The organism is Streptomyces genisteinicus (assembly GCF_014489615.1).
Classification (GTDB): domain Bacteria; phylum Actinomycetota; class Actinomycetes; order Streptomycetales; family Streptomycetaceae; genus Streptomyces; species Streptomyces genisteinicus.
The window spans coordinates 6,455,804-6,474,566 of the sequence record NZ_CP060825.1 but is presented as its reverse complement, the minus strand read 5'-3'; the positions used below and the strand labels follow the sequence as shown (position 1 = coordinate 6,474,566).

General features: G+C 73.4%; 14 protein-coding genes. 5 read left to right on the top strand and 9 right to left on the bottom strand.

The window, feature by feature from the left end:
• Positions 1–137 precede the first annotated feature (137 nt).
• Positions 138–1,481: an MFS transporter gene (locus tag IAG43_RS27855; RefSeq protein ID WP_246574591.1), complete on the bottom strand. Its 1,344-nt coding sequence runs from the start codon at positions 1,479–1,481 to the stop codon at positions 138–140.
• Positions 1,482–1,762: 281 nt separating this feature from the next.
• On the opposite strand from IAG43_RS27855, the gene IAG43_RS27850 reads away from it, so the two are divergent.
• Entirely contained in the window at positions 1,763–2,335 is a 573-nt protein-coding gene (locus IAG43_RS27850) for a dihydrofolate reductase family protein (RefSeq protein WP_187743426.1), read from the top strand.
• A 134-nt stretch (positions 2,336–2,469) separates the two neighbouring features.
• On the opposite strand, the gene IAG43_RS27845 is transcribed toward IAG43_RS27850, so the two are convergent.
• The 5 genes from IAG43_RS27845 to IAG43_RS27825 form a co-directional block, all read right to left on the bottom strand.
• Entirely contained in the window at positions 2,470–4,068 is a 1,599-nt protein-coding gene (locus IAG43_RS27845) for an N-acyl-D-amino-acid deacylase family protein (RefSeq protein ID WP_187743425.1), read from the bottom strand.
• A gap of 141 nt (positions 4,069–4,209) precedes the next feature.
• Positions 4,210–5,652 carry a Na+/H+ antiporter NhaC family protein gene (locus tag IAG43_RS27840; RefSeq protein ID WP_187743424.1) on the bottom strand — a complete coding sequence of 481 codons (1,443 nt, stop codon included), beginning with the start codon at positions 5,650–5,652 and terminating at the stop codon, positions 4,210–4,212.
• A gap of 193 nt (positions 5,653–5,845) precedes the next feature.
• Positions 5,846–7,258 (bottom strand): type III PLP-dependent enzyme domain-containing protein, encoded by a 1,413-nt coding sequence (locus IAG43_RS27835; protein WP_246574590.1) that lies wholly within the window; start codon positions 7,256–7,258, stop codon positions 5,846–5,848.
• A 126-nt stretch (positions 7,259–7,384) separates the two neighbouring features.
• Positions 7,385–9,172, bottom strand: coding sequence for a PucR family transcriptional regulator (locus IAG43_RS27830; protein ID WP_187743423.1), 1,788 nt, complete (start codon positions 9,170–9,172; stop codon positions 7,385–7,387).
• Between the two features lie 138 nt (positions 9,173–9,310).
• Positions 9,311–10,234, bottom strand: a complete 924-nt coding sequence (locus IAG43_RS27825; protein WP_187743422.1) for an aminoglycoside phosphotransferase family protein — start codon at positions 10,232–10,234, stop codon at positions 9,311–9,313.
• 307 nt (positions 10,235–10,541) lie between these two features.
• Between IAG43_RS27825 and IAG43_RS27820 the strand changes: the two genes are divergently transcribed.
• The gene (locus IAG43_RS27820) at positions 10,542–11,318 is read left to right on the top strand and encodes an SAM-dependent methyltransferase (RefSeq protein WP_187743421.1); all 777 of its coding nucleotides are present in this window, start codon (positions 10,542–10,544) and stop codon (positions 11,316–11,318) included.
• A 75-nt stretch (positions 11,319–11,393) separates the two neighbouring features.
• On the opposite strand, the gene IAG43_RS27815 is transcribed toward IAG43_RS27820, so the two are convergent.
• A complete protein-coding gene (locus IAG43_RS27815; protein WP_187743420.1) occupies positions 11,394–12,224 on the bottom strand; it encodes an SAM-dependent methyltransferase in 831 nt (276 codons plus the stop codon).
• A gap of 468 nt (positions 12,225–12,692) precedes the next feature.
• Between IAG43_RS27815 and IAG43_RS27810 the strand changes: the two genes are divergently transcribed.
• Genes IAG43_RS27810 through IAG43_RS27800 form a run of 3 tightly spaced genes read left to right on the top strand, consistent with a single transcriptional unit; the run spans position 12,693 to position 14,813 of the window.
• Positions 12,693–13,664: a fatty acid desaturase family protein gene (locus IAG43_RS27810; protein ID WP_187743419.1), complete on the top strand. Its 972-nt coding sequence runs from the start codon at positions 12,693–12,695 to the stop codon at positions 13,662–13,664.
• A gap of 35 nt (positions 13,665–13,699) precedes the next feature.
• Positions 13,700–14,464: a hypothetical protein gene (locus tag IAG43_RS27805; RefSeq protein WP_187743418.1), complete on the top strand. Its 765-nt coding sequence runs from the start codon at positions 13,700–13,702 to the stop codon at positions 14,462–14,464.
• 13 nt (positions 14,465–14,477) lie between these two features.
• On the top strand, positions 14,478–14,813 hold the full coding sequence (locus tag IAG43_RS27800) for a PCC domain-containing protein (protein ID WP_187743417.1): 336 nt from the start codon (positions 14,478–14,480) through the stop codon (positions 14,811–14,813).
• A 3-nt stretch (positions 14,814–14,816) separates the two neighbouring features.
• Here the strand turns inward: IAG43_RS27800 and IAG43_RS27795 are convergent, their stop codons facing one another.
• Positions 14,817–15,794: a D-isomer specific 2-hydroxyacid dehydrogenase family protein gene (locus IAG43_RS27795; protein ID WP_223005983.1), complete on the bottom strand. Its 978-nt coding sequence runs from the start codon at positions 15,792–15,794 to the stop codon at positions 14,817–14,819.
• On the bottom strand, positions 15,791–18,718 hold the full coding sequence (locus IAG43_RS27790; protein ID WP_187743416.1) for an SIR2 family protein: 2,928 nt from the start codon (positions 18,716–18,718) through the stop codon (positions 15,791–15,793). The genes IAG43_RS27795 and IAG43_RS27790 overlap by 4 nt, the downstream gene beginning before the upstream one ends.
• Positions 18,719–18,763: the final 45 nt, after the last annotated feature.

Sequence of the window (18,763 nt, the reverse complement as noted above, 5' to 3'; positions counted from 1 at the left end):
GCCGGAACGGTGCGGCGCGGTGTGCGCGGCCGGCCGCGCACACCGCCGCCGACGCCGCCGCCAACACCGGCCCCAGGTGGGGAGGTTGGCGGCCGGCGGCGGTGGGGACGGGGTCGCCGCAGCGGCCCCGCGACGGCTCAGGGCGCGGCGGGGCCGGGGCGCGGCCGCGCGGGGTGATGCGGGGCGGCGTCCGCGGCACGGGCCGCGCGGACGACGAAGGGGCGGGACGCCACGGTCACCACGATCGACGCCGCCGCCACGACGGTGATGGCGGTGGCGGGTGCGAGCAGTCCCGCGACCCCGCCCGCGACGGCCGCACCGAGCCCCTGGCAGGTCATGCGTCCCGCCGACTCCACGCCCTGGACCTGCCCCCGCACCGCGTCCGGTGTCGACGCCAGGAGCATCTCCTGAAGGGGAAGGGTGGCGGCGAACCCGGCACCGGAGACGAGGACGGCGGCGAGCGCCACCGGCAGCGGCGGATGGAACGCGAACAGCAGGCAGGGGGCGGCGAGCAGGAGCCGGAGGGGAAAGGCGGCACGACGGCGTCCGGCCACGGTGAGCAGGCGCCCGACGGCCAGGTCCCCGATCAGCATGCCCGCCGAGGCCGCGGCGAGGAGGGCGCCCGCGTGCCCGGGGGCGTAGGGGAGGAACAGCGCCTCGCAGCCGACGACCAGGCCGTTGGGGACCCAGAGGTTCAGCAGGAGGGCGCGGCGGCCGGGGTGGGCGAGGAGTTCCCGGTTCGTCTCCCGCGTCCGGCGCAGCCCGGGGCGGCGGGCCGGGCGGGCCGAGCGCTCGCGGACGGTCGCCGCGACGACGGCCGCCCCGGCCGCGGTGAGCGCGGCCGCGGCGAGGAAGACCTGCTGCGGCGTCAGGCACCGCAGCAGCACGCCGCCGGCCGCGTAGCCGAGGACCGCCGTGGCACCCGCGGTGATGTTCATCAGCGAGCGCGCCAGGGCGTAGCCCTCCGGGGGCACGGCCTCCGCGAGCAGCCCCATGCGGGTGCCCGTCACCAGCGACTGGAAGAAGCCCAGCAGCAGGAGGAGTCCGAAGCGGGCCGCCAGCGGCAGCCCCGGGACCGCCTGGGCGGCGACGCCCGCCAGTGAGACGCACTGGAGCGCGACGAGGGTGCGGCGGGGGCGGCCGCCGTCCGCGACCGACATCAGGGTGAGCGCGCCGAGCACGGTGGCGAAGGTGGCCCCGTACATGCTGACGGCGGTCAGGAACGGTGAGCCGGTCCGTTCGCCGACCAGGGTGCCGAGGGCGAGGCCGGAGAGGGTGCTCGCGGCGACGGAGAGGGCGAGCCCGGTGTGGAGGCCGGCGAACTCCCGGTTGCGGAGCAGGGCGCGGTATCCGTGACGGGTGACGGGGCGCCGGGGCTCCGCGCCGCCCCGGCCGCAGGCGGGGACGGGGGCGGGGACCGGGGCCGGGGCGGGGTCGGGTCCGGAGGGCGACGGGGAAGGGGCGGTGTGGTCAAAAGGCATGAAAAAAGCCTCCGGTGCACCCGGGAGGGCGGCGCCGAAGGCGGACCGGGACAGTCTAACGCACCCCGGGGCAGCGGGTGGTGCGCCGCGTGCCGGGGCGGCGGGCCGGAGGGCGCGGACCGCGACGGGATGTGCGGAGGAACCGGATGTCGCGGGACCGACGGCCGGGGAGGCCCCAGGGACTGACGGGCAATCAAGGGCTGTGTCCGTGCGAGCCCTTAGCCTTCGGAGCGGCACGGCAGGAGCCGTACCGTCAGGACGACGTCACCAGGAGACGTTCCGTGCGCACTCTGATCAGTTCTGCCTTTGTCTCGCTCGACGGAGTGGTGGAGGCGCCGGGCGGTGAGCCGGGCTACCGCAACACGGGCTGGACGTTCAAGGACATCGAGTTCGTCGAGGCCGCCTACGAGATCAAGGGGCGTGAGCAGCAGGAGGCCACCGCCCTGATGTTCGGCCGCACCAGCTACGAGGCGTTCAGCCCCGTCTGGCCGGACATGGCGGACTTCGCCGACTACAAGGAGATGCCGAAGTACGTGGTCTCCACGACCCTGGGCGAGGCGGACCTGGTGGACAACTGGGGTGCGACGACCATCCTGCGCTCGCTGGACGAGGTCGCCGCGCTGAAGGAGACCGACGGCGGGCCGATCATCGTCCACGGCAGCGCCACGCTGAACCGCGGCCTCTCCGACGCCGGTCTGATCGACCGCTATCACCTGCTCGTCTTCCCGGTGCTGCTGGGCGCGGGCAAGCGGCTGTTCAGCACCACCGACAAGGACAAGCAGATGCTGAGGCTGGTGGAGCACGAGGCGTACGCGAACGGTCTGCAGAAGCAGGTCTTCGACGTCGTCCGCTGACGGCGGCGCCCGGCGGTCCGCCGCCCGGGGCCGTCCGCCGCCCGGCCGTGCCCGGCGGGGGCGGGGTGCCCCGCGGGGGCGGGGCGAACGGCCGGCGGCCGCCCCGGACTCCGCGTCAGGAGCGGGCCCGCGGGTCACCCGGCGCTGCGCCGCCGCAGGGTGCGTCCCGGCCGGGCGCCGGTCGCCCGCCCGTCGCTCAGGACGCAGGTGCCGGACACGAACACGTCGCGCACGCCGACGGCGTACTGCCACGGGTCCGCGAAGGTCGCGAGGTCGGCGACGGCGTCCGGATCGAGGACGACCAGGTCGGCGATCTGGCCCGGCGCCACGGTGCCGCGCCCGGTCAGCTCCAGGCGGGACGCGGGCAGCGAGGTCATCTTCCGTACCGCTTCGGCGAGTTCGAGGACACGCTGCTCGCGGACGTACCGCCCCACGACCCGGGCGAAGGTGCCGAAGTTCCGCGGATGGGGATGGCCCTCGCCCGGGGCGCCCAGGACCCAGCCGTCGCTCGCCACCGCGCTGCCGGGGTGGCGCAGCACGGTGTCGACGTCGTCCTCGGCCATCGCATGGTTGACGATCATGACCTCGCCCCCGTGGGCGGCGAGCACGTCGAGCACGGCGGCGGCCGGCTCGGTCCCCTCGTCGCGGGCGATGTCGGCGATGCTGTCGCCGATCCGGTCCCCGTAGCGGCCGGGTCCGGTCTGGGCGAGGACGACGCCCTCGGGGAGGAAGGTGCGGCCCACCGCCGGACGCAGATCCGCCAGGACACGGGCGCGGGTGCCGGGGTCGGCAAGCCGTTCGACGAGCGCCGGAGCGCCGCCGTCCAGTGCCCAGTCGGGCAGTCGGGACGACAGCCTGGTCGAGGACGCCGTGTACGGGTAGACGTCGCAGGCCACGTCCACCCCGTCGGCGGCCGCCGCGTCGATCATGGCCAGCGCGGTGCGCACCTTGCCGTGGTTGGCCGGGCCCATCGCCTTCAGGTGGGAGATCTGGAGCCGTACGCCGGAGGCCCGGGCCACCTCCAGGGCCTCCTCGACGGCCTCGGTGACGCGGTCGCCCTCGTCGCGCATGTGGGTGGCGTAGAGCATCCCGTGACGGGCCGCCTCGCCGGCCAGGGCGACGATCTCGTCCGTGTCCGCGAAGGAGCCGGGCGCGTAGATCAGTCCGGTCGACATGCCGAAGGCGCCCTGTCGCGCGGCGGCGGCCAGCAGGGCGCGCATGGCCTCGGTCTCGGCCGGTCCCGCCGTGACCCGGGCGGTCCCCGTCACCGCGGCCCGCAGGGCGCCGTGTCCGACGAGGGGGGCGATGTTGACGGCGGGCCGGGCGGCGTCCACCGCCGCGGCGAAGGCGTCGAGGTCCGCGAAGCCGCCGCCGCCGAGCGTGCCCGGCGCCGGCTCGGCGGAGCCCGGCCCGCCCGTGGGGACCGGGAAGGGCGAGAGTCCGCAGTTGCCGGTGACGAGCGTGGTCACGCCCTGCCGCAGGCAGGCCTCGGCCCCGGGCGTCTGGAGGACGGAGAAGTCCGCGTGGGAGTGGAGGTCGACGAAGCCCGGCGTCACGGTGAGGCCGGTCGCGTCCAGGACGGTGGCGGCGCGGGCGTCCGGTTCGGGGTCTCCCACGCGGACGACGCGGTCGCCGCGCACGGCGACGTCGGCGAGGCGGGGCGCGGCACCGGTCCCGTCGATCACGGTGCCGCCGGTGACGAGGAGGTCGTACGCGGCGGTCTGGTCGGACATGTCGGGCTCTCTTCCGGGTGGTGCGGGCGGGGTTGCCGGGCCGGCGGCCGGCGGGAGACCGCGGCGGGGCGGCCCGGCGGGGTGGGGCGGGGCCCCGGGGCAGGGCGGTCCGGGGCCCCGGGGCAGGGTGGTGCGGCGGGGTCAGAGGATGAACGCGAGCAGCACGGTGTACAGGGCGCACGCGGGGATCAGCAGGGCCCAGCCGGTGCCCAGCAGATAGGGCAGCCGGTCGGCGCGGGCCAGGCCCATCGTGCCCACCATGTTGGCGTTGGGCAGGGGCCCGTAGGTGTCCGCCTTGGACGCCCACAGCAGGACGACGACCCAGGCGGCGGGCCCGATGCCGAGCTCGGTGCCCAGCGGCCCGAACACCTCGCCGATCAGGATCACCTGGGCTGCCGTGGCGCCGGGCACGCCGACCCAGCCGAGTGCCGCCACGGCGAGCGCGAACGGCAGGGCGGACATGTGCCGCAGGTCCGGGCCGAAGGTGTCGAGGACGACGTCGTACGGCTTGGCCAGATCGATGAAGCCGAAGAGCGCGGCCAGCATCCAGAAGAGCAGCAGCATCGGGAGCATGCGGCGCGCCCCGGTCAGGAAGGCGTGCACGGCGCGCCGCGGCGGCAGACCGGCGGCCGCCACGGTGACGACGGAGAGCAGCGGCAGGGCGAGCAGCGGGAAGGTGGTGCCGGCCCTGGTCACGGTCGCGTAGCCGACGGTGACGGCGAGGGTGAGCGCGAACGCCCAGGTGGCGCGGCGGGCGCGGGCCCGCTGCCCGGGCGCGTCGTCCTGCGGCTGCTCGGCGGCCTCGTCGGGACGGTAGAAGTCGTCCTGTGCCGCGCTGCGCCGCTGGACCCACGGCACCACGACCGCGGCGAGCAGCAGCGACAGCACGGCGAGCGGGCCCGCGCCGACGGCGACGTAGAGGAGGTAGCCGGCGTCGGCCGTGTCCATGATGGCGATGTTGGAGCCGGCGAAGGGGGCGAGGGCGAGCCCGGCGCAGCCCCCGAGGAACATGGTCGCCGCGGTCGCGGACCGGGTGAAGCCGGTCCGGGCGGCCACCGGGACGAGCAGCGGCCCGGCGATGGCGAGCGCTCCGGCCAGGGTGCCGAGGCTCGCGACCAGTACGAGGCAGGCGAGCATCATGCCGTACATGAGCACCGTGCGGCCGCGGCCGTCGGTGAGCCGCAGGATGCCGCGGACGAGGGCGTCGGCGACGCCCGTGACCCTCAGCACCTCACCGGTCGCCGCCCCGAGGACGATGATCAGGCCGATGACGGTGACCGGGTCCGTGACCGAGCCGCCGAGCACGTCGGCGGCCGGACCGGGCCCGGGCAGCACCACCAGGACGGCGCTCGCCAGCGCGAGCCCGGTGACCGTGACGAGGGAGGTCCCGGTGAGGGCGAGCACGGCGTAGAGGGCGATCGGCAGCAGGCCCCAGGCGGTGGGTCCGTCGGTGGCGAGACCGACGGCCAGGCTGAGCAGCAGCGCCGCTGCCGAGGTGATCCCGGTGAGGACGAGGCGGCGGCGCGGGGGCGACGGCGGACTGCTGCCGGCGGAGGCGGCCGTGGTGACGGCGGACTGAGGCATGGCGGTTCCTCGGGACGGGCGGGCGGACGGGGACACCTGACGTGCGGGGGGTTCAGGGCGTGCTGGGGGGTCGGGACGTACTTGGGGGGGTCGGGACGTGCGGGAGGCCAGGGTGGCGGGGTGGTTCAGGGCGTGCGGGCACGCGCGGGATGTGGGGCGCGGAGGCGGGGGCGTGCGCGGGGCGCGGCGGGGCTCAGCGCAGGGTGTGCAGGTCGTCGGCGTGCCGCGCCCCGCTCTCCGCCGCGATCTCGTCGAGCGTCTGCGCGTCCCGGACGGGTGCGCAGCGCACCGTCCCGCCGTCGAGCACATAGCCGTGCACCGCGGGGCGAGGCAGGCTGTTGTACGCCCACGGGGTGGAGAAGTAGTAGGCGCCGGTGTCGTACAGCACCACGTGGTCGCCCTCGCCGAGTACGGGCAGCGGCCGTGCCTCGGCCACCACGTCCCCGGCGAAGCAGCACGGGCCCGCGATGTCCTGCGGGACCTCGGGTCCGGTCCTGGGACGGCCCTGTGCGTCGAACGCGCCGACGCGCAGCGGCCAGGAGCCGGGCATCAGCACCGTGCGCGTCGCGGTCTGCGCCCCGGCGTGGGTCACGGCGATGCGCCGGCCGCCGGCCTGCTTCGCGTACTCGACGCGGGCGGCGATGAACCCGTTCTTGGCGAGCAGCGAGCGGCCGAACTCGGTGACCAGCGCGTAGCTCCCGACGAACAGGCCCGGCGCGGCGGCCCGCAGGGCGGCCGTGTAGTCCTCGTACGTCGGGCGCACGGTGTCGTCGTCGAAGTTGACGGGCAGACCGCCGCCGATGTCGAGGCTGGTGACCTGCCGCCGTCCGAGCCGCTCGTTGATCTCCTCGGCGAGCCGGTACGTCTCGGCGACGCCTTCCGCGATCAGGTCCAGCGGGCAGCCCTGCGAGCCCACGTGTGCGTGCAGCCGGGTCAGCCACGGCCGCCGGGCGAAGGCGCGGTGCACCGCCTCGCGGCCGCCCTCGTCGCGCAGCGCCACGCCGAACTTGGACGTCGCCGTCGCCGTGCTCATGGCACCGATCGACCCGCCGCCGACCTGCGGGTTGACGCGCAGCCCGACGACGGACGCGCAGCCGTCGGGCCGCAGGGCGTCGATGCGGTCGAGTTCGTCCAGGTTGTCGGCGTTCAGGGCGACGCCGAGGGCGAGCGCCTCGGCGATCTCCTCCCGGGTCTTCGCGGGTGAGTCGAGGACGATGCGCGAGGGGTCGCAGCCGGCGTCCAGCGCGAGCCGCAGCTCACCGGGGCTCGCCACCTCGCACCCCATGCCGAGGCCGGTGAGCAGGCGCAGCACCGGCACCAGCGAGGACGCCTTGACGGCGAAGGTGTGCAGGACCTCGGGGACCGGGGCGAACGCGGCGTGCAGGGACCGCACCGACTCCCGGATCCCGTCGGTGTCGAGGAACCCCGCGACGGGCTCCCGGGCGGTGAGCAGTCCCTCGTCGAGGGCGTGGCGCAGGACCCGGCCCGCGCGGTCGGCGGCGGTGGACGCGCCGTCCCGGGGCGGGTCGGCCGGGACCGGGGCGTTCCGGCTCCCGCCGGGGGAGCTGTGCGAGCTGTCTGAACGGTGCGAGCTGTGCGAAGTCACGTGCCGGCTTTCGTCGCGGATCGGTTGGCATGAGGGTGCTCCGCGGACGGCGTCGCCGTCTTCGTGGCGCAGGACAAAGGAACGGCCCCGGCTTGTCCGTCCGGCCGAAGAGCGTACCGAAAGCGGTCAAACCCCCTCCCCCGCGTCCGTGGGCCCGGAGCCGCTCGTGGCGAGGCGGACCGCGAGGGTGACCAGCAGCCGGGTGTCCGGGTCGTCGAGGTCGACGCCGAACCGCTCCCGGACCCTTCGCAGCCGGTAGCGCAGGGTGTTGGGGTGCAGGACGAGACTCCGCGCGGCGCGCGGGACGTCGCCGGCCGCGTCGAGGTAGGCGGTGAGCGAGCGGACGAGTTCGCCTCCCGCGGCGAGGTCGGCCCGGACCATGTCGTGCACGGGACCGCCGTGGCTCTCCCACAGCGGCCGGACCGCGTCGAGCACGCGCAGGACGGCCACCGTCCGGGCCACGTCCCCGAGGCCCGCGTGCCGCACGGGCCGGTCCTGCTCCCCCGGGCCGCCGGGGCCGGGCCGCGCCGGACCCCGGGCCTCGCGTTCCCTCAGGGCGCGCACGACCAGCAGGGCGTCCTCCCGGGAGTCGGCCGCGTCGAGCGGCGAGTCGACCAGCCGTCCGGCGCCGATCCGGACGGCGGGGGCGTCGGGCATGGCGGCGGCCAGCGAGTCGAGTTCCCGGGCGAGGGCCACGGCCTCCCGCTCGTCGCCGTCCGGCAGCGGGAGCAGCACCGTGAGCCGGCGGCTCTCGCGCAGCACGCGCACCGCGGAGCGGTGGGCGGACGCCTGCAGGGCGAGTGCCTGGAGGCTGCGTTCGGGCACCGGGGCGGTGGTGGGGTCGCGTTCGGCGACCAGCACGGCGCAGGGCAGCTCCGGGGCGAGGCCGAGCGACCAGATGTGCGCGCGGCGGTCGCCCTCGCCGGTCAGCAGCTCGCGCAGCGCGTGCTCCTCGCGCCGCCGGCTGCTGCCGACCCGCAGCCGGTGCTGGAGGAGGTAGGGCACGGCCACCTCGGCGGCGCGCCGCAGGGCCTCGCGGGCCTCGGGGGAGAAACTGCGGCCGTCGGCGGCCGCCCAGATCGAGCCGAGGATCTCCCCGCCGCTGCGGATGGCGACGAGCAGGCGTTCGGGGTCGGTGCCGTCCGCGGGGCGATGGATGACGTCGCGTGACGTCCACAGGGCCTTCAGCAGCCCGCTGCGGCGCAGCTCCGCCACCCGCCAGTCGGGCACCTTGCCGCCGAGGATCGTCGACTGCCGGAGCGGGTCGGCGTCGGGGCTGGTCTCCGAGTGGGCGAGCACCCGGAACCGGGTGTCCTCGACCGTGATGGACGCCTGGCAGTACCGCGCGACGACCGAGGCGAGGACCGCGAGACCGCCGCCCGCGATGTCCCCCGCGAGGCGGTCCCCGGTGCCGACGGCGGCGAAGGCGAAGGCGGCGCGCAGCATCTCGATGGTGTCCGTCCAGTCCGCCCAGCCGGCCCGCGCCAGCAGGGCGATCCCCGTCTCGCGCGCCGCGTCGACGACCTCGGCGGCCGGAGGGCCTTCGCCCGTGCCCCGGACCACGACCGCGGCGGCACCGCGGCGTGCCGCCTCCCGCACCGCGGCCGCCGTGGCCCGCCCCGCCCGGCCGGTGCCCGCGGGGTCGCGGGTGTGCGCGGGGGCGCGGGTGTGCACGGGGTCCGGGGGGTGCGCGGGGTCCGGGGGGTGCGCGGACACGCCGGTCAGGAGCACGATCCGGCCGTCGTGCGGCGAGCCCTCGCCCTCGTCCCCGATGATCACCCCGAGCAGCGCGGCGTCCTGCCCCGACGGGGCGAGCACCAGCCGCAGAATGCCGTCCTCGTCGTAGGCGAGCAGCTGCCGCAGGGTGACCTCGTCCTGCGGCGTCCCGGGTTCGGCCCCGCCCGTGGCGTTCATGCGGGGGCGGAGCTGCGGCCGGTGTGTGCGTCCATGGCCTCAGCATAGAAACCCTGCTCACGGGCCGGGTGCGCCGCCCGGCGGCCGTCGCCGCGTGGCGCGGGGGGCCGCGGGGGTTCCGCTCCGTCCGGGCGCCGGCTATCCGGCGAGCGCGGCGCGGATCTGGCGGGTGGTCTGGGCGGCGACCCGGGCGTCGACGGCGGCGTACGCCGTGTACGCGTTCAGGCCCGTGGCCAGGGCCCAGCCCCGGCCGCGGAGCCAGGTCGCGTCGTCCACGTCCAGTGCGTCCCGGAACACGGCCCGGCTCCGGGCCGACAGAAGGGTGAAGGCGATCATCAGGTCGCAGGCCGGGTCGCCGATCCCGAGGCCCCCGAAGTCGATCACGGCGCTCAGGCGTCCGCCGGAGGTCAGCAGGTTGCCGGTGTGGAAGTCGCCGTGGAACCAGACGGCCGGACGCTGCCAGCCGGGTGCCCGCAGCGTCGCGTCCCACAGTTCGGTCATGGCGCCCGCGTCGAACACCCCGGACGTGGCGGCGATGGCGGCACGGGTCGCGTCGTCCCGGCCGGCCGCGGTCCCGCCGGTGAGGTCGGCACGTCCGCCCAGGGCGGGGACGGACTCGGGGGCGAAGCGCTGGAGGGCGGCGAGGAACCCGGCGAGCCGGACCGCGGCCTCCGCGGACCCGGCAAGGCCCTCCGCACCCGCCTGCTCACCGTCCAGCCACCGGGTCACGGCCCACGGCCACGGGTACCCGTGCGCCGGCTCGCCGACCTCGACGGGCACGGGCACGGCGAGCGGCAGGTGCGGAGCGAGACGCGGGAGCCACTCGGCCTCCTTGCGCGCCTGCCCGAGGACGTCGGCCCGGCGGGGCAGCCGGACGGACAGCTCGTCCCCCAGCCGGTGGATCACATGATCGGACCCGCCGGGCCGGACGGGTGTCAGGGGCAGGTCCCGCCACTGCGGGAAGCGCGTGTCGACGAGCCGTCTGACGAGCGCGGTGTCGATGACGGGCGGGGCGTCCCCTGCCGTTCCGTGCGCGGGGCCGGCCGCGGGTGTTCCGGTCACCGAATCGCCTCCTGGTCCATCGGGCACCGCGGAACGTGCGCCGCGGCCGCCGACATGACACACCGTCACCAGGAGGCGTGTCGAGATGTTTTCCCGTGACGCGGGGCGATACCCGGGCCGGCGGGCCCGCGCGCTCCCGCCCCCGGGGCGCCCATCCGCCACCGCACATGCCCGCACCGCGACGGTGGGCACCACGCGCCGCCCGCCTCCCACCACGGATCGCCCACCAATACGCACGCCCACCGTCTGCCGGGGCGGCGGGAAATCCGGGTGCGGGCGGGCGCGGACGACTGTCAGGCTGCCTCGGATGGAACGCGATCAGCTCTCCCGGCTCGCCCACGCCGACCACCCGATCGCCGCACCCGTCGGGGACGACGCGGTGGGGCGTCTGCTGGCGCACGCCGTACCGCGGGACGGCGCACGCGTGCTCGATCTCGGCTGCGGCGGCGGGGAGTGGCTGCTGCGGGCACTGGCCGCGCACCCGGGGCTGCGGGCCGAGGGCGTCGACGTGTCGGACGCCGCCCTGTCGCACGCCCGTGCGAGCGCGGCGGAACGGGGGGTCTCCGGCCGGCTCGTCCTCCATCGCGAGGACGCCGCGGACTTCAGCGCACCGCACGCCTTCGACCTGGTGGTCTGCGTCGGTTCGGCCCACGCCCTCGGCGGTCTGCGCGCCGCCCTCGACGCCGCGCGACGGCATCTCGCCCCCGGCGGACGGGTCCTGGTCGGCGAGGGGTACTGGGCGCGGGAACCCTCCGCCGAGGCCGTGGAGATGCTCGGCGACCTCGCCTCCCTCGCGGACACCGTCGACCGGATCACCGCGGACGGATGGGCTCCGGTCCACGGGCACATCAGCTCCCGGCAGGAACTCGACGCGTACGAGTGGGCCTGGACGGGCGCGCTGACGACCTGGGCCCTCGACCACGCCGACGACCCGGACGCCGCCCAGGCGCTCTCGGTCGCGGCCGGCCACCGCGACGGGTGGCTGCGGACGTACCGCGACGCCTGGGGCTTCGTCTCCCTGGTGCTGCGGCCCTCCCCCGTCCGGGGCGGGCATCACCTGCCCGGCGCGGACCCCGGCCGGTGAGCGGGTCTCCGGCCGGACCGGGACCGGGGCGTGCCCCGGCCGGGTCCGGGCCGGTCCACGGCGCCCGGGGCGGCGTTACGCCTTGCGGGCGACCGCCCCGTACAGCGAGATCACCGCGTCGGGATCGCTGACCTCGTCGACCGCCAGGTCCGGGCGCCACTCGGTCAGCGTGACGACTCCGGGCTCGACGACGTCCAGCCCGTCGAAGAACCGCGACACCTCGGCGTGCGTCCTCGGGGCGAGCGTGACGCCCGACGCGGAGTACATCTCGACGCCTCGCATCACCGCCGCCGGGTCGAGGTCCGCCGTCAGCTGGGACAGCACCAGGAAGCTGCCCGCCGGCAGGGCGTCGACCAGCTCGGACACCAGCGCGTAGGGGCGGTCGTCGTCACCCAGGAAGTGGGTGAGCGCGACCAGCGACAGGGCGAGCGGCCGGTCGAAGTCGAGTGTCTTGCGGGCCTGTTCCAGGATGCGCGCCGGGTCGCGCACATCGGCCTGGACGTACTCGGTGGCCCCCTGCGGCGTGCTGCGCAGGAGCGCCTCGGCGTGGGTGAGCACGATCGGGTCGTTGTCGGTGTACACGACCCGGGCCTCGGGTGCGACCGACTGCGCGATCTGGTGCAGATTGGGCTCGGTCGGTATCCCGGTGCCGATGTCCAGGTACTGGCGCACGCCGGCCTCCCGGGCGAGCCAGCGGGTGACGCGCTGCATGAACCAGCGGTTCGTCCGCGCGACGTGCTGGGCAGTGCCGTCGAGGCTCATGATCTGCCGCGCGAGGGCTTCGTCGACCGGGTAGTTGTCCTTGCCGCCGAGGTACCAGTCGTACACCCGCGCCGGGTGCGGCCTGCTGGTGTCGATCCGTCCCGACGCCGCTAAGGCGTCGCGGTGGTCCTCGGTCCCGGTCATGCTCACGCTCCTTGGGTACGGCGGCGCGGTGCCGTCCGCGCAGGCCGCGCATGATCCTCGCAGCAGGACGGCGTCCGGGCAACCAACGGGCATGCCACGCGGCCCACTTGCGCCCGCGCGTACTCCGTCGGCGAGGCCTGCGATTCGGCGTGAAGGGGTCTCGACGCGATGATTTCCGGGCCGCAGTCTGGCAGGGGGCGAACTCCGCGTCCCCGGGGGGGATTCGGGGGAATGATGAACGGAGTCACAGGGGACCGGTGCGCGCTCTGCACACCTGGCGAAGCCCCGTGCCCTCGGTGCTCGGCCCATGAGCGGCTGCCCCGCCGGCGTCTTCTCCAGGCCTTCCTCACCTTCGTGGCCGGCGCTCCGCACCCCGGCCAGAGGCCGCTGATACGGAAGAGCCCCCGGATCTGTCTCGCGGGAACCTTCGCCGTCCTGGTGACATGGTCCGGGCTGGGTTCCGCGTGTGTGCTCACGCTGTCGGAAGCCGCCTCCCCCGCGTACTGGGTCGCCCTTCTGCCGCTGACCGTCCTGTCGGTCGTGTCGACGAGCGGCGCCTTCCGGGCCATGCACACCTTCGTTCTCCATCACGCGAGCCATGAGGACTTCGGCCGGCGGAGCAGGCTGGCCGGCGACGTCGCGGGGATCATCGGCATGACGCAGTCGTACGCCGACTACCGCCGCGACCACCGCGTCCACCATGCGGCTCTCACATCGGCCCTGGACCCGGACCAGCAGGCTCTGGCGGCGCTGGGGTTTCTTCCCGGACTCCCCCGTGCCGCCTATCCGGCGCTGCTGCGGCACACCCTCATCCACCCCGGTCCCCACCTGCGGACCTCGGCGGCACGGCTGCGTGCGAACGTGTCCCCCCGCACACGGCCGCTTCGGTCGGCGGTCTTCCTGATCACCCACGGCCTGCTGCTCCTCGCCGCGGTGACCGGGGCGCACCTGTCCGGACAGCCCGGTCCGCTGATCGCGTGGATCACCGCCTGGCTGATCCCGCTCACGGTCGGGCACCACATCAGCGCGGTGCTCTACGCCCTCGGCCTGCACGCCTGGTACCGGCGGTCGCCCGCGGCGGGATGGGCGGGCTTCGCGGAGAGGACCGGCGCGAGGTTCTTCGCCGACCCGTGTCCCGCACGACTGCCGGGCGGGAGGCCGGCGGCTCTCGCGTGGACGCGCTGGTGGCTGCGGCTGATCCTCTGGCACCTGTGCGTGGCACGCCTGCTGGTCATCGGGCCGACCGACAACGGCTGCCACGACGCGCATCACGCCGATCCGGCGGGGCGGCGCTTCGACTGGTGCAACGCGGCCTACGCCCGGCCGGCGCTGCTGGCCCAACTGCCCCATACCAAGGTCCACTTCTGGCACACTTGGAGCCTGTCCGGGGCGATCCGCAGGAATTTCGACCAGCTCGCCGACCAGGACGGCATCGCCTGACACCCGATCGAGTGCCGCACGCCACGGGAGGCTTCTTGCGCAGGTCGATGCACCGGATAGGGCGGGATGTGCGCGAGCGGCGCCATCTGGACGCCTATGTCGTCGCGCTGACGGCCTGCGGAATCGCGATCGTGTCGGCGGTGGCGGACGTCGTTCCGCAGCAGATCCAGTGGAGCGCCATGCTGGCCGGCATCGGCCTGCTGGTCTTCCGCATCACGCTTCCCACCGCCACGGACGCCTCTCCGGAGGAACTGCTCCAGGACCGGCGTGCGTTCGACACCATGCCTCTGTCGGAGCGCCTGCGGGATGCCCGCACCGTCTGGATCTTCGCTCCGTCAGGCGTCGGGCTTCTCTCACCGGCCACCTGCCAGCTCCTCCGCACCACCGTTCTGAGCAGGCCGGACGGGGTGGTCAGGGTGATCGTCATGGACCCGCACGAGACAGCCGGCATGGCCGTGGCCTCCCGACAGCTCGACGATTCGACGGACTTCCCGCTCGAGCGTCTTCCGGAGTCACTCGCGCGAGTGACCGCGCAGCTGCGGCTCATGAGCGCCTGGACGACCGACGGGACCTTCGAGTTCCGCCGACTGGGCTTCAATCCGGGGTTCAGCATGCTGGCGATCGATGCCGGCACCCCCTCGGGAACGGTCATCGTGGAGATGCACGGATTCCACAACGAGTCCATAGACTCTCGCCCGCACATGGAGCTGAAGCGGACCGCGAACGACCGCTGGTACCGCTACTGGGCCGACCAGTTCCTGCGGATGTGGGAAGCGGCCGACCCGGCAACGACACCGTAGGAGTGCCACACACATGCTCACGATCGAGATCCCGCAGGACGTGGAGATGATGGGTCGCCTCACCGAGGAGCTGGAGCGCCGAGGTGTGCGCGACGGCGCGATCGCCTCGGTGATCGGTGCCGTGGACGAGTGCACCGTGAGCACCATGCCGCGTGGCGACGCGTCGAGTGACGTGCTGCGCACCTACACCGACCCGTTGGAGATGTTCGGGTCCGGCGAGGTGCGCGACGGGGTTCCCCATGTGCACGCCGTCTTCGGCACAGCCGACGGTTCGGCGGTCGCCGGGCATGTTCACGCGGCGACCGCCCGGACCTGGTTCGTCCGGGTGTACGTCATCCCGAGCGCGTAGCCCTCAGTAGCCCTCACCGGGCTCGACGACGCCTTCCAGCTCCCGGCCCTCGCTCAGCCGTCGCACGTTGGAGGCGACCCTCCGGCTGAGCCTGTCCACGACGTAGTCGGCCGAGTCCGCGCAGTGGGAGGTGATGAGCACCCGGGGGTCGGCCCACAGCGGATGCCCGTCGGGCAGCGGCTCCGGATCCGTCACGTCGAGCGCGGCCCCGCCGATGGTGTCGTTCTTCAGTGCCTGGAGCAGGGCCTCCGTGTGGAGGTGGGCTCCCCGGGCGACGTTGACCACCACCGCGTGCGAAGGCAGGGCGTCGAGCTCGCGTTCGCCGATGATGGTGCGCGTGTCCGGGGTGAGTGCCAGCGCGAGCACCAGCACGTCGGTGTGCGGCAGGGCGTCGTGGAGCCGGGCGACGGGCAGTGTCCGCGAAGCGCCGGGCAGCTCCTCCGCCCGGCGACGCACCACGGTGACCCGGCATCCGAACGGCGCCAGCAGTGCCAGCAGTTCGGTGGCGATTCCGCCACCCCCGAGAATCGTCACGCGAGCACCGTGGAGCGACCTCGGGTCCAGTGAGTGCCAGGTGGGCGTGCGGGCCTGATGGACCAGATTCCGCAGGGTGGCGAGCGTGAGCGCCAGCGCGTGTTCGGCCACCTGCCCCGCGAAGGCGCCCTTGGCGCAGGTGAAGGTGACAGGGCGGTTCAGCACTCCGGCCGACGCCAGGTTCTCGACGCCTGCCCAGGGAAGCTGCACCCAGGAGATGCCCGGATGCGTATCGAGCACGGCGGCCAGCGCGGAGACTCCTCGGGCGCTGAGCCAGACCATGCCCTGCGCGTCCACGGGCTCGACCAGACGTCCTCCGGCTCCCGTCACCGCAGCGGCCAGGGCCTGCCTCAGCGCGTCGCCGGACGGCTCGTTGGCGCGGTGCGGTGCACCCTCCCCGGCCTCCGCGGTGTCATCCGCGCAGATCGCGATGCGTGGCTGCATCATGCCTCCCGTTCCAGGGTCGATCCCATGGCGTCGATGAGAGCCCTGTTCTCACCGATGTCCTCCTGCTCGGCCGCCTTGCGGAGCATGGCACGAATCTCGTCCCGCGCCACGTCCATGACCTGCTCCAGAAGCCGGAGCGAGAGCCAACGGGCTACGGCGTCACGAGGGTTGAGCGCCTCGGTGCAGAATCGTGTCGCGACCGTCGTCAGCTGGTCGGACGTCAGCGTCAGCAGATGAGGCAGGCGTCTGCCGTTCGGCTCGGACGCGAGCCGGGCCGCCGCCTCCCATCGCACCTCCAGCACCCGGAAGACGACGGCCGTCAGATACAGGTGGCGGACAGCCTTGTCCCGGTCGAGCAGCGCGATCACATCGGAGGTGATGCGTGTGTCGCCGGTCTTGGCGAGGATGCCGGCCGCGTTGACGCGCAGGACCACCTCCTCGCCCGTGTTCATCCACTCGACCATCGTGCCGATGTGCTCGGGCTCGCGCAGCAGCAGATCCTTGATGAACTGATCGGTCTCGTGGGAGGTCTGGGCCTCCGCCAGTTCGCCGCTGTCGGAGGCGCAGATCGAGGCGAATATCCGCTGCGCGATGAAGAATTCCATGAACGACTTGTGGGCGAAGCTGTAGAACCCCGCGTTGTCCCGCTGCAGGAACGACTGTGTGCGCACGTCGTGCTCGTAGTTGTGGACGAAGGTGGAGTGCCCCGAGGACAGGAAGTCCAGCAGCGTCCTGGGCAGCTCCGAGTAGTGCACCGACGCCGTCTCCCTGAGGAACATGCTCCACGCCAGCTGCTGCATGAGGCTCTTGACCTCGCGTGAGTCCATGATGGACCGCTGCTCGACGAGGTTCTTGCGCATCCACTCGTCCGTGTAGGTCTCGTACAGCGTGGACGAGTTGACCCGCGCATGCCCGACGAGGCGTGGCAGCGTCGCCGCGATCATGGCGAGCAGGATGGGCCGCTGCGCGAGGTTGACCAGATCGTAGACCTGCCGCATGTCCTCGTAGTAGCGCTCCGCCTGGTCGCCGACGAGTTTGCCGAGGGATGCGAGGATCTGCTCCTCGCCGAACGGCAGGAGGTGGAGGATCTCGAAGTTCGGCCGCTCCCGCAGATTGATGCGCTGCAGTCCTTCTCCGGCCAGGACCTCCCGTTCCTCCAGATCGGTACGGAAGTAGCTGGACCGGCAGGTCAGGATCGCCTTGCAGTTGGCGTGGGGCTCGACCACCTTCGCGAGCTCGTCGAAGTTCCGGACCGTCGCGAGGTCGTCGAGTCTCGCCTGCATCTCGTCGAATCCGTCGAGGATGAGCACGAGACTGTCGTGGCGGTTCAGGAACTGGAACGTCTTGTAGCCGCCGGGAAGATGGACGCCGTAGTCGTTGACCAGCGTGTCGGTGATGAGTTCCTGGATGTTGACCGAGTCGCCCCGCGATCTGTCGCGCAGCGAGATGAGAATGGGAACCCGGTTGTGCTCGCAGTCCTCGAGGTAGCGGCGCGCGAGCAGTGCGGCGTAGTGACGGCACAGCCACGTCTTTCCGGTGCCGAAGTCTCCCAGGATGGACATGTGGTTGCGTCCGGGAGTGTCTATCCAGACGTCCAGGAACTCCTCGACGTCGTCGAACGTGTCGGTGCTCATGGGAGCCGACCGCAGCCGGTCGTACTGCGGGACCTCACAGGCCAGATCCACCCACCGGCCGTCGATCTTCTCCTCCTCGTACTCCTCGAGCAGTCGGTTCACGTAGGCGTCGATGTTGAGCATCGTGCGGTAGAACTGCGCGATCGACATGATCCGCGTCTTCCGGTCGGCTTCGGCACGCGCCCTCGCCTGTGCCGTCACGACGCCGCTGCGATAGGCGACGATCCAGACCTCGCTGTCCGGTTCGGCCGACCTCAGGGCCAGTGCACCGTCCACATGGCCGGAGCCCACACTCCCCTCCACGCAGCGGAACGAGCGCAGGATCTCACTGCCCTCGCTGCGTTTGCTCGCCTGGAAGTCCACGACGCCCGGACTCCGGCGCAATCCGGTGACGGCATATCCCATGGCCTTCAGGAGACCGGAGACCTCATCGGCCAGCCTGTGGTCCGAGGCGCCGCCGGACGGTCCGGCCGGGGTGGGTTCGGGGGCCGGGGTGCCGTACCGCAGGGCTCGCTCGCGCAGCTCGGTCAGCCAGGTGAGCAGCGTCTCACCGGGCGTCCTGCCGGCCAGGGACAGATTGACGACGCGCACGCCCCTGCGTTCCAGATCCTTGACCGCGAGCGGCGGCGCGTCGAACTGCACGGAGTAGAGGTTCCTGGCGTAGTCACCGGATTCCTGCTTGAGCTGACGCAGCAGAATGCGCAGGTCGGGGTCGGCCAGGCTGTAGCCGAGGAAGAGGACCGTGCGGGTCTGCAGGGTGGCTCCCAGCAGGCGGATCAGGGTCGGCCGGTCCGTGGCGATGCCTTCGTAATCACCTGATGTGATGACGATCGACTCGGGAATCGCGAGGTCACCGTGGATCTTGACGATCTGCGTACGGTCGCTGGACCAGAATCCCGCGTCGACAGCCCGCGTGACTGTCGTACAGGGCTTTCGCTCCAGCCGGTAGGTCTGTTCGAGCAGATCGTCGAAGTTCGTGGTGACGAGAAGCTGCACCGGGAGGGCGGCAAGCGCGTGGTGCACCCGGGTCGGTTGGAGGTGCAGGGTGTCCAGTCGGTCCCTGATCCTCTGGACGAGTCTGTTCCGCCCGTACTCGAGTTCGTAGTAGGCGGCGATGTCACGGTGGTCGGCTCCGGGAGGACACCCGGGTAACTCCTCCACCAGACCGTCGATGAGCCCCTGCCAGTCGGGAAGTCCGGCCCCCTTGGACAACCCGGCCCCGACGAAGACGACCCCGTTCCCGCGCCCGAACTGCTCGGCAAGTTCGAGCGGAATCTCATAGGCACTCATGGTGAGGATTCTGTCACCGCGGGCCTTCGCCGGGGTACTGCCTTC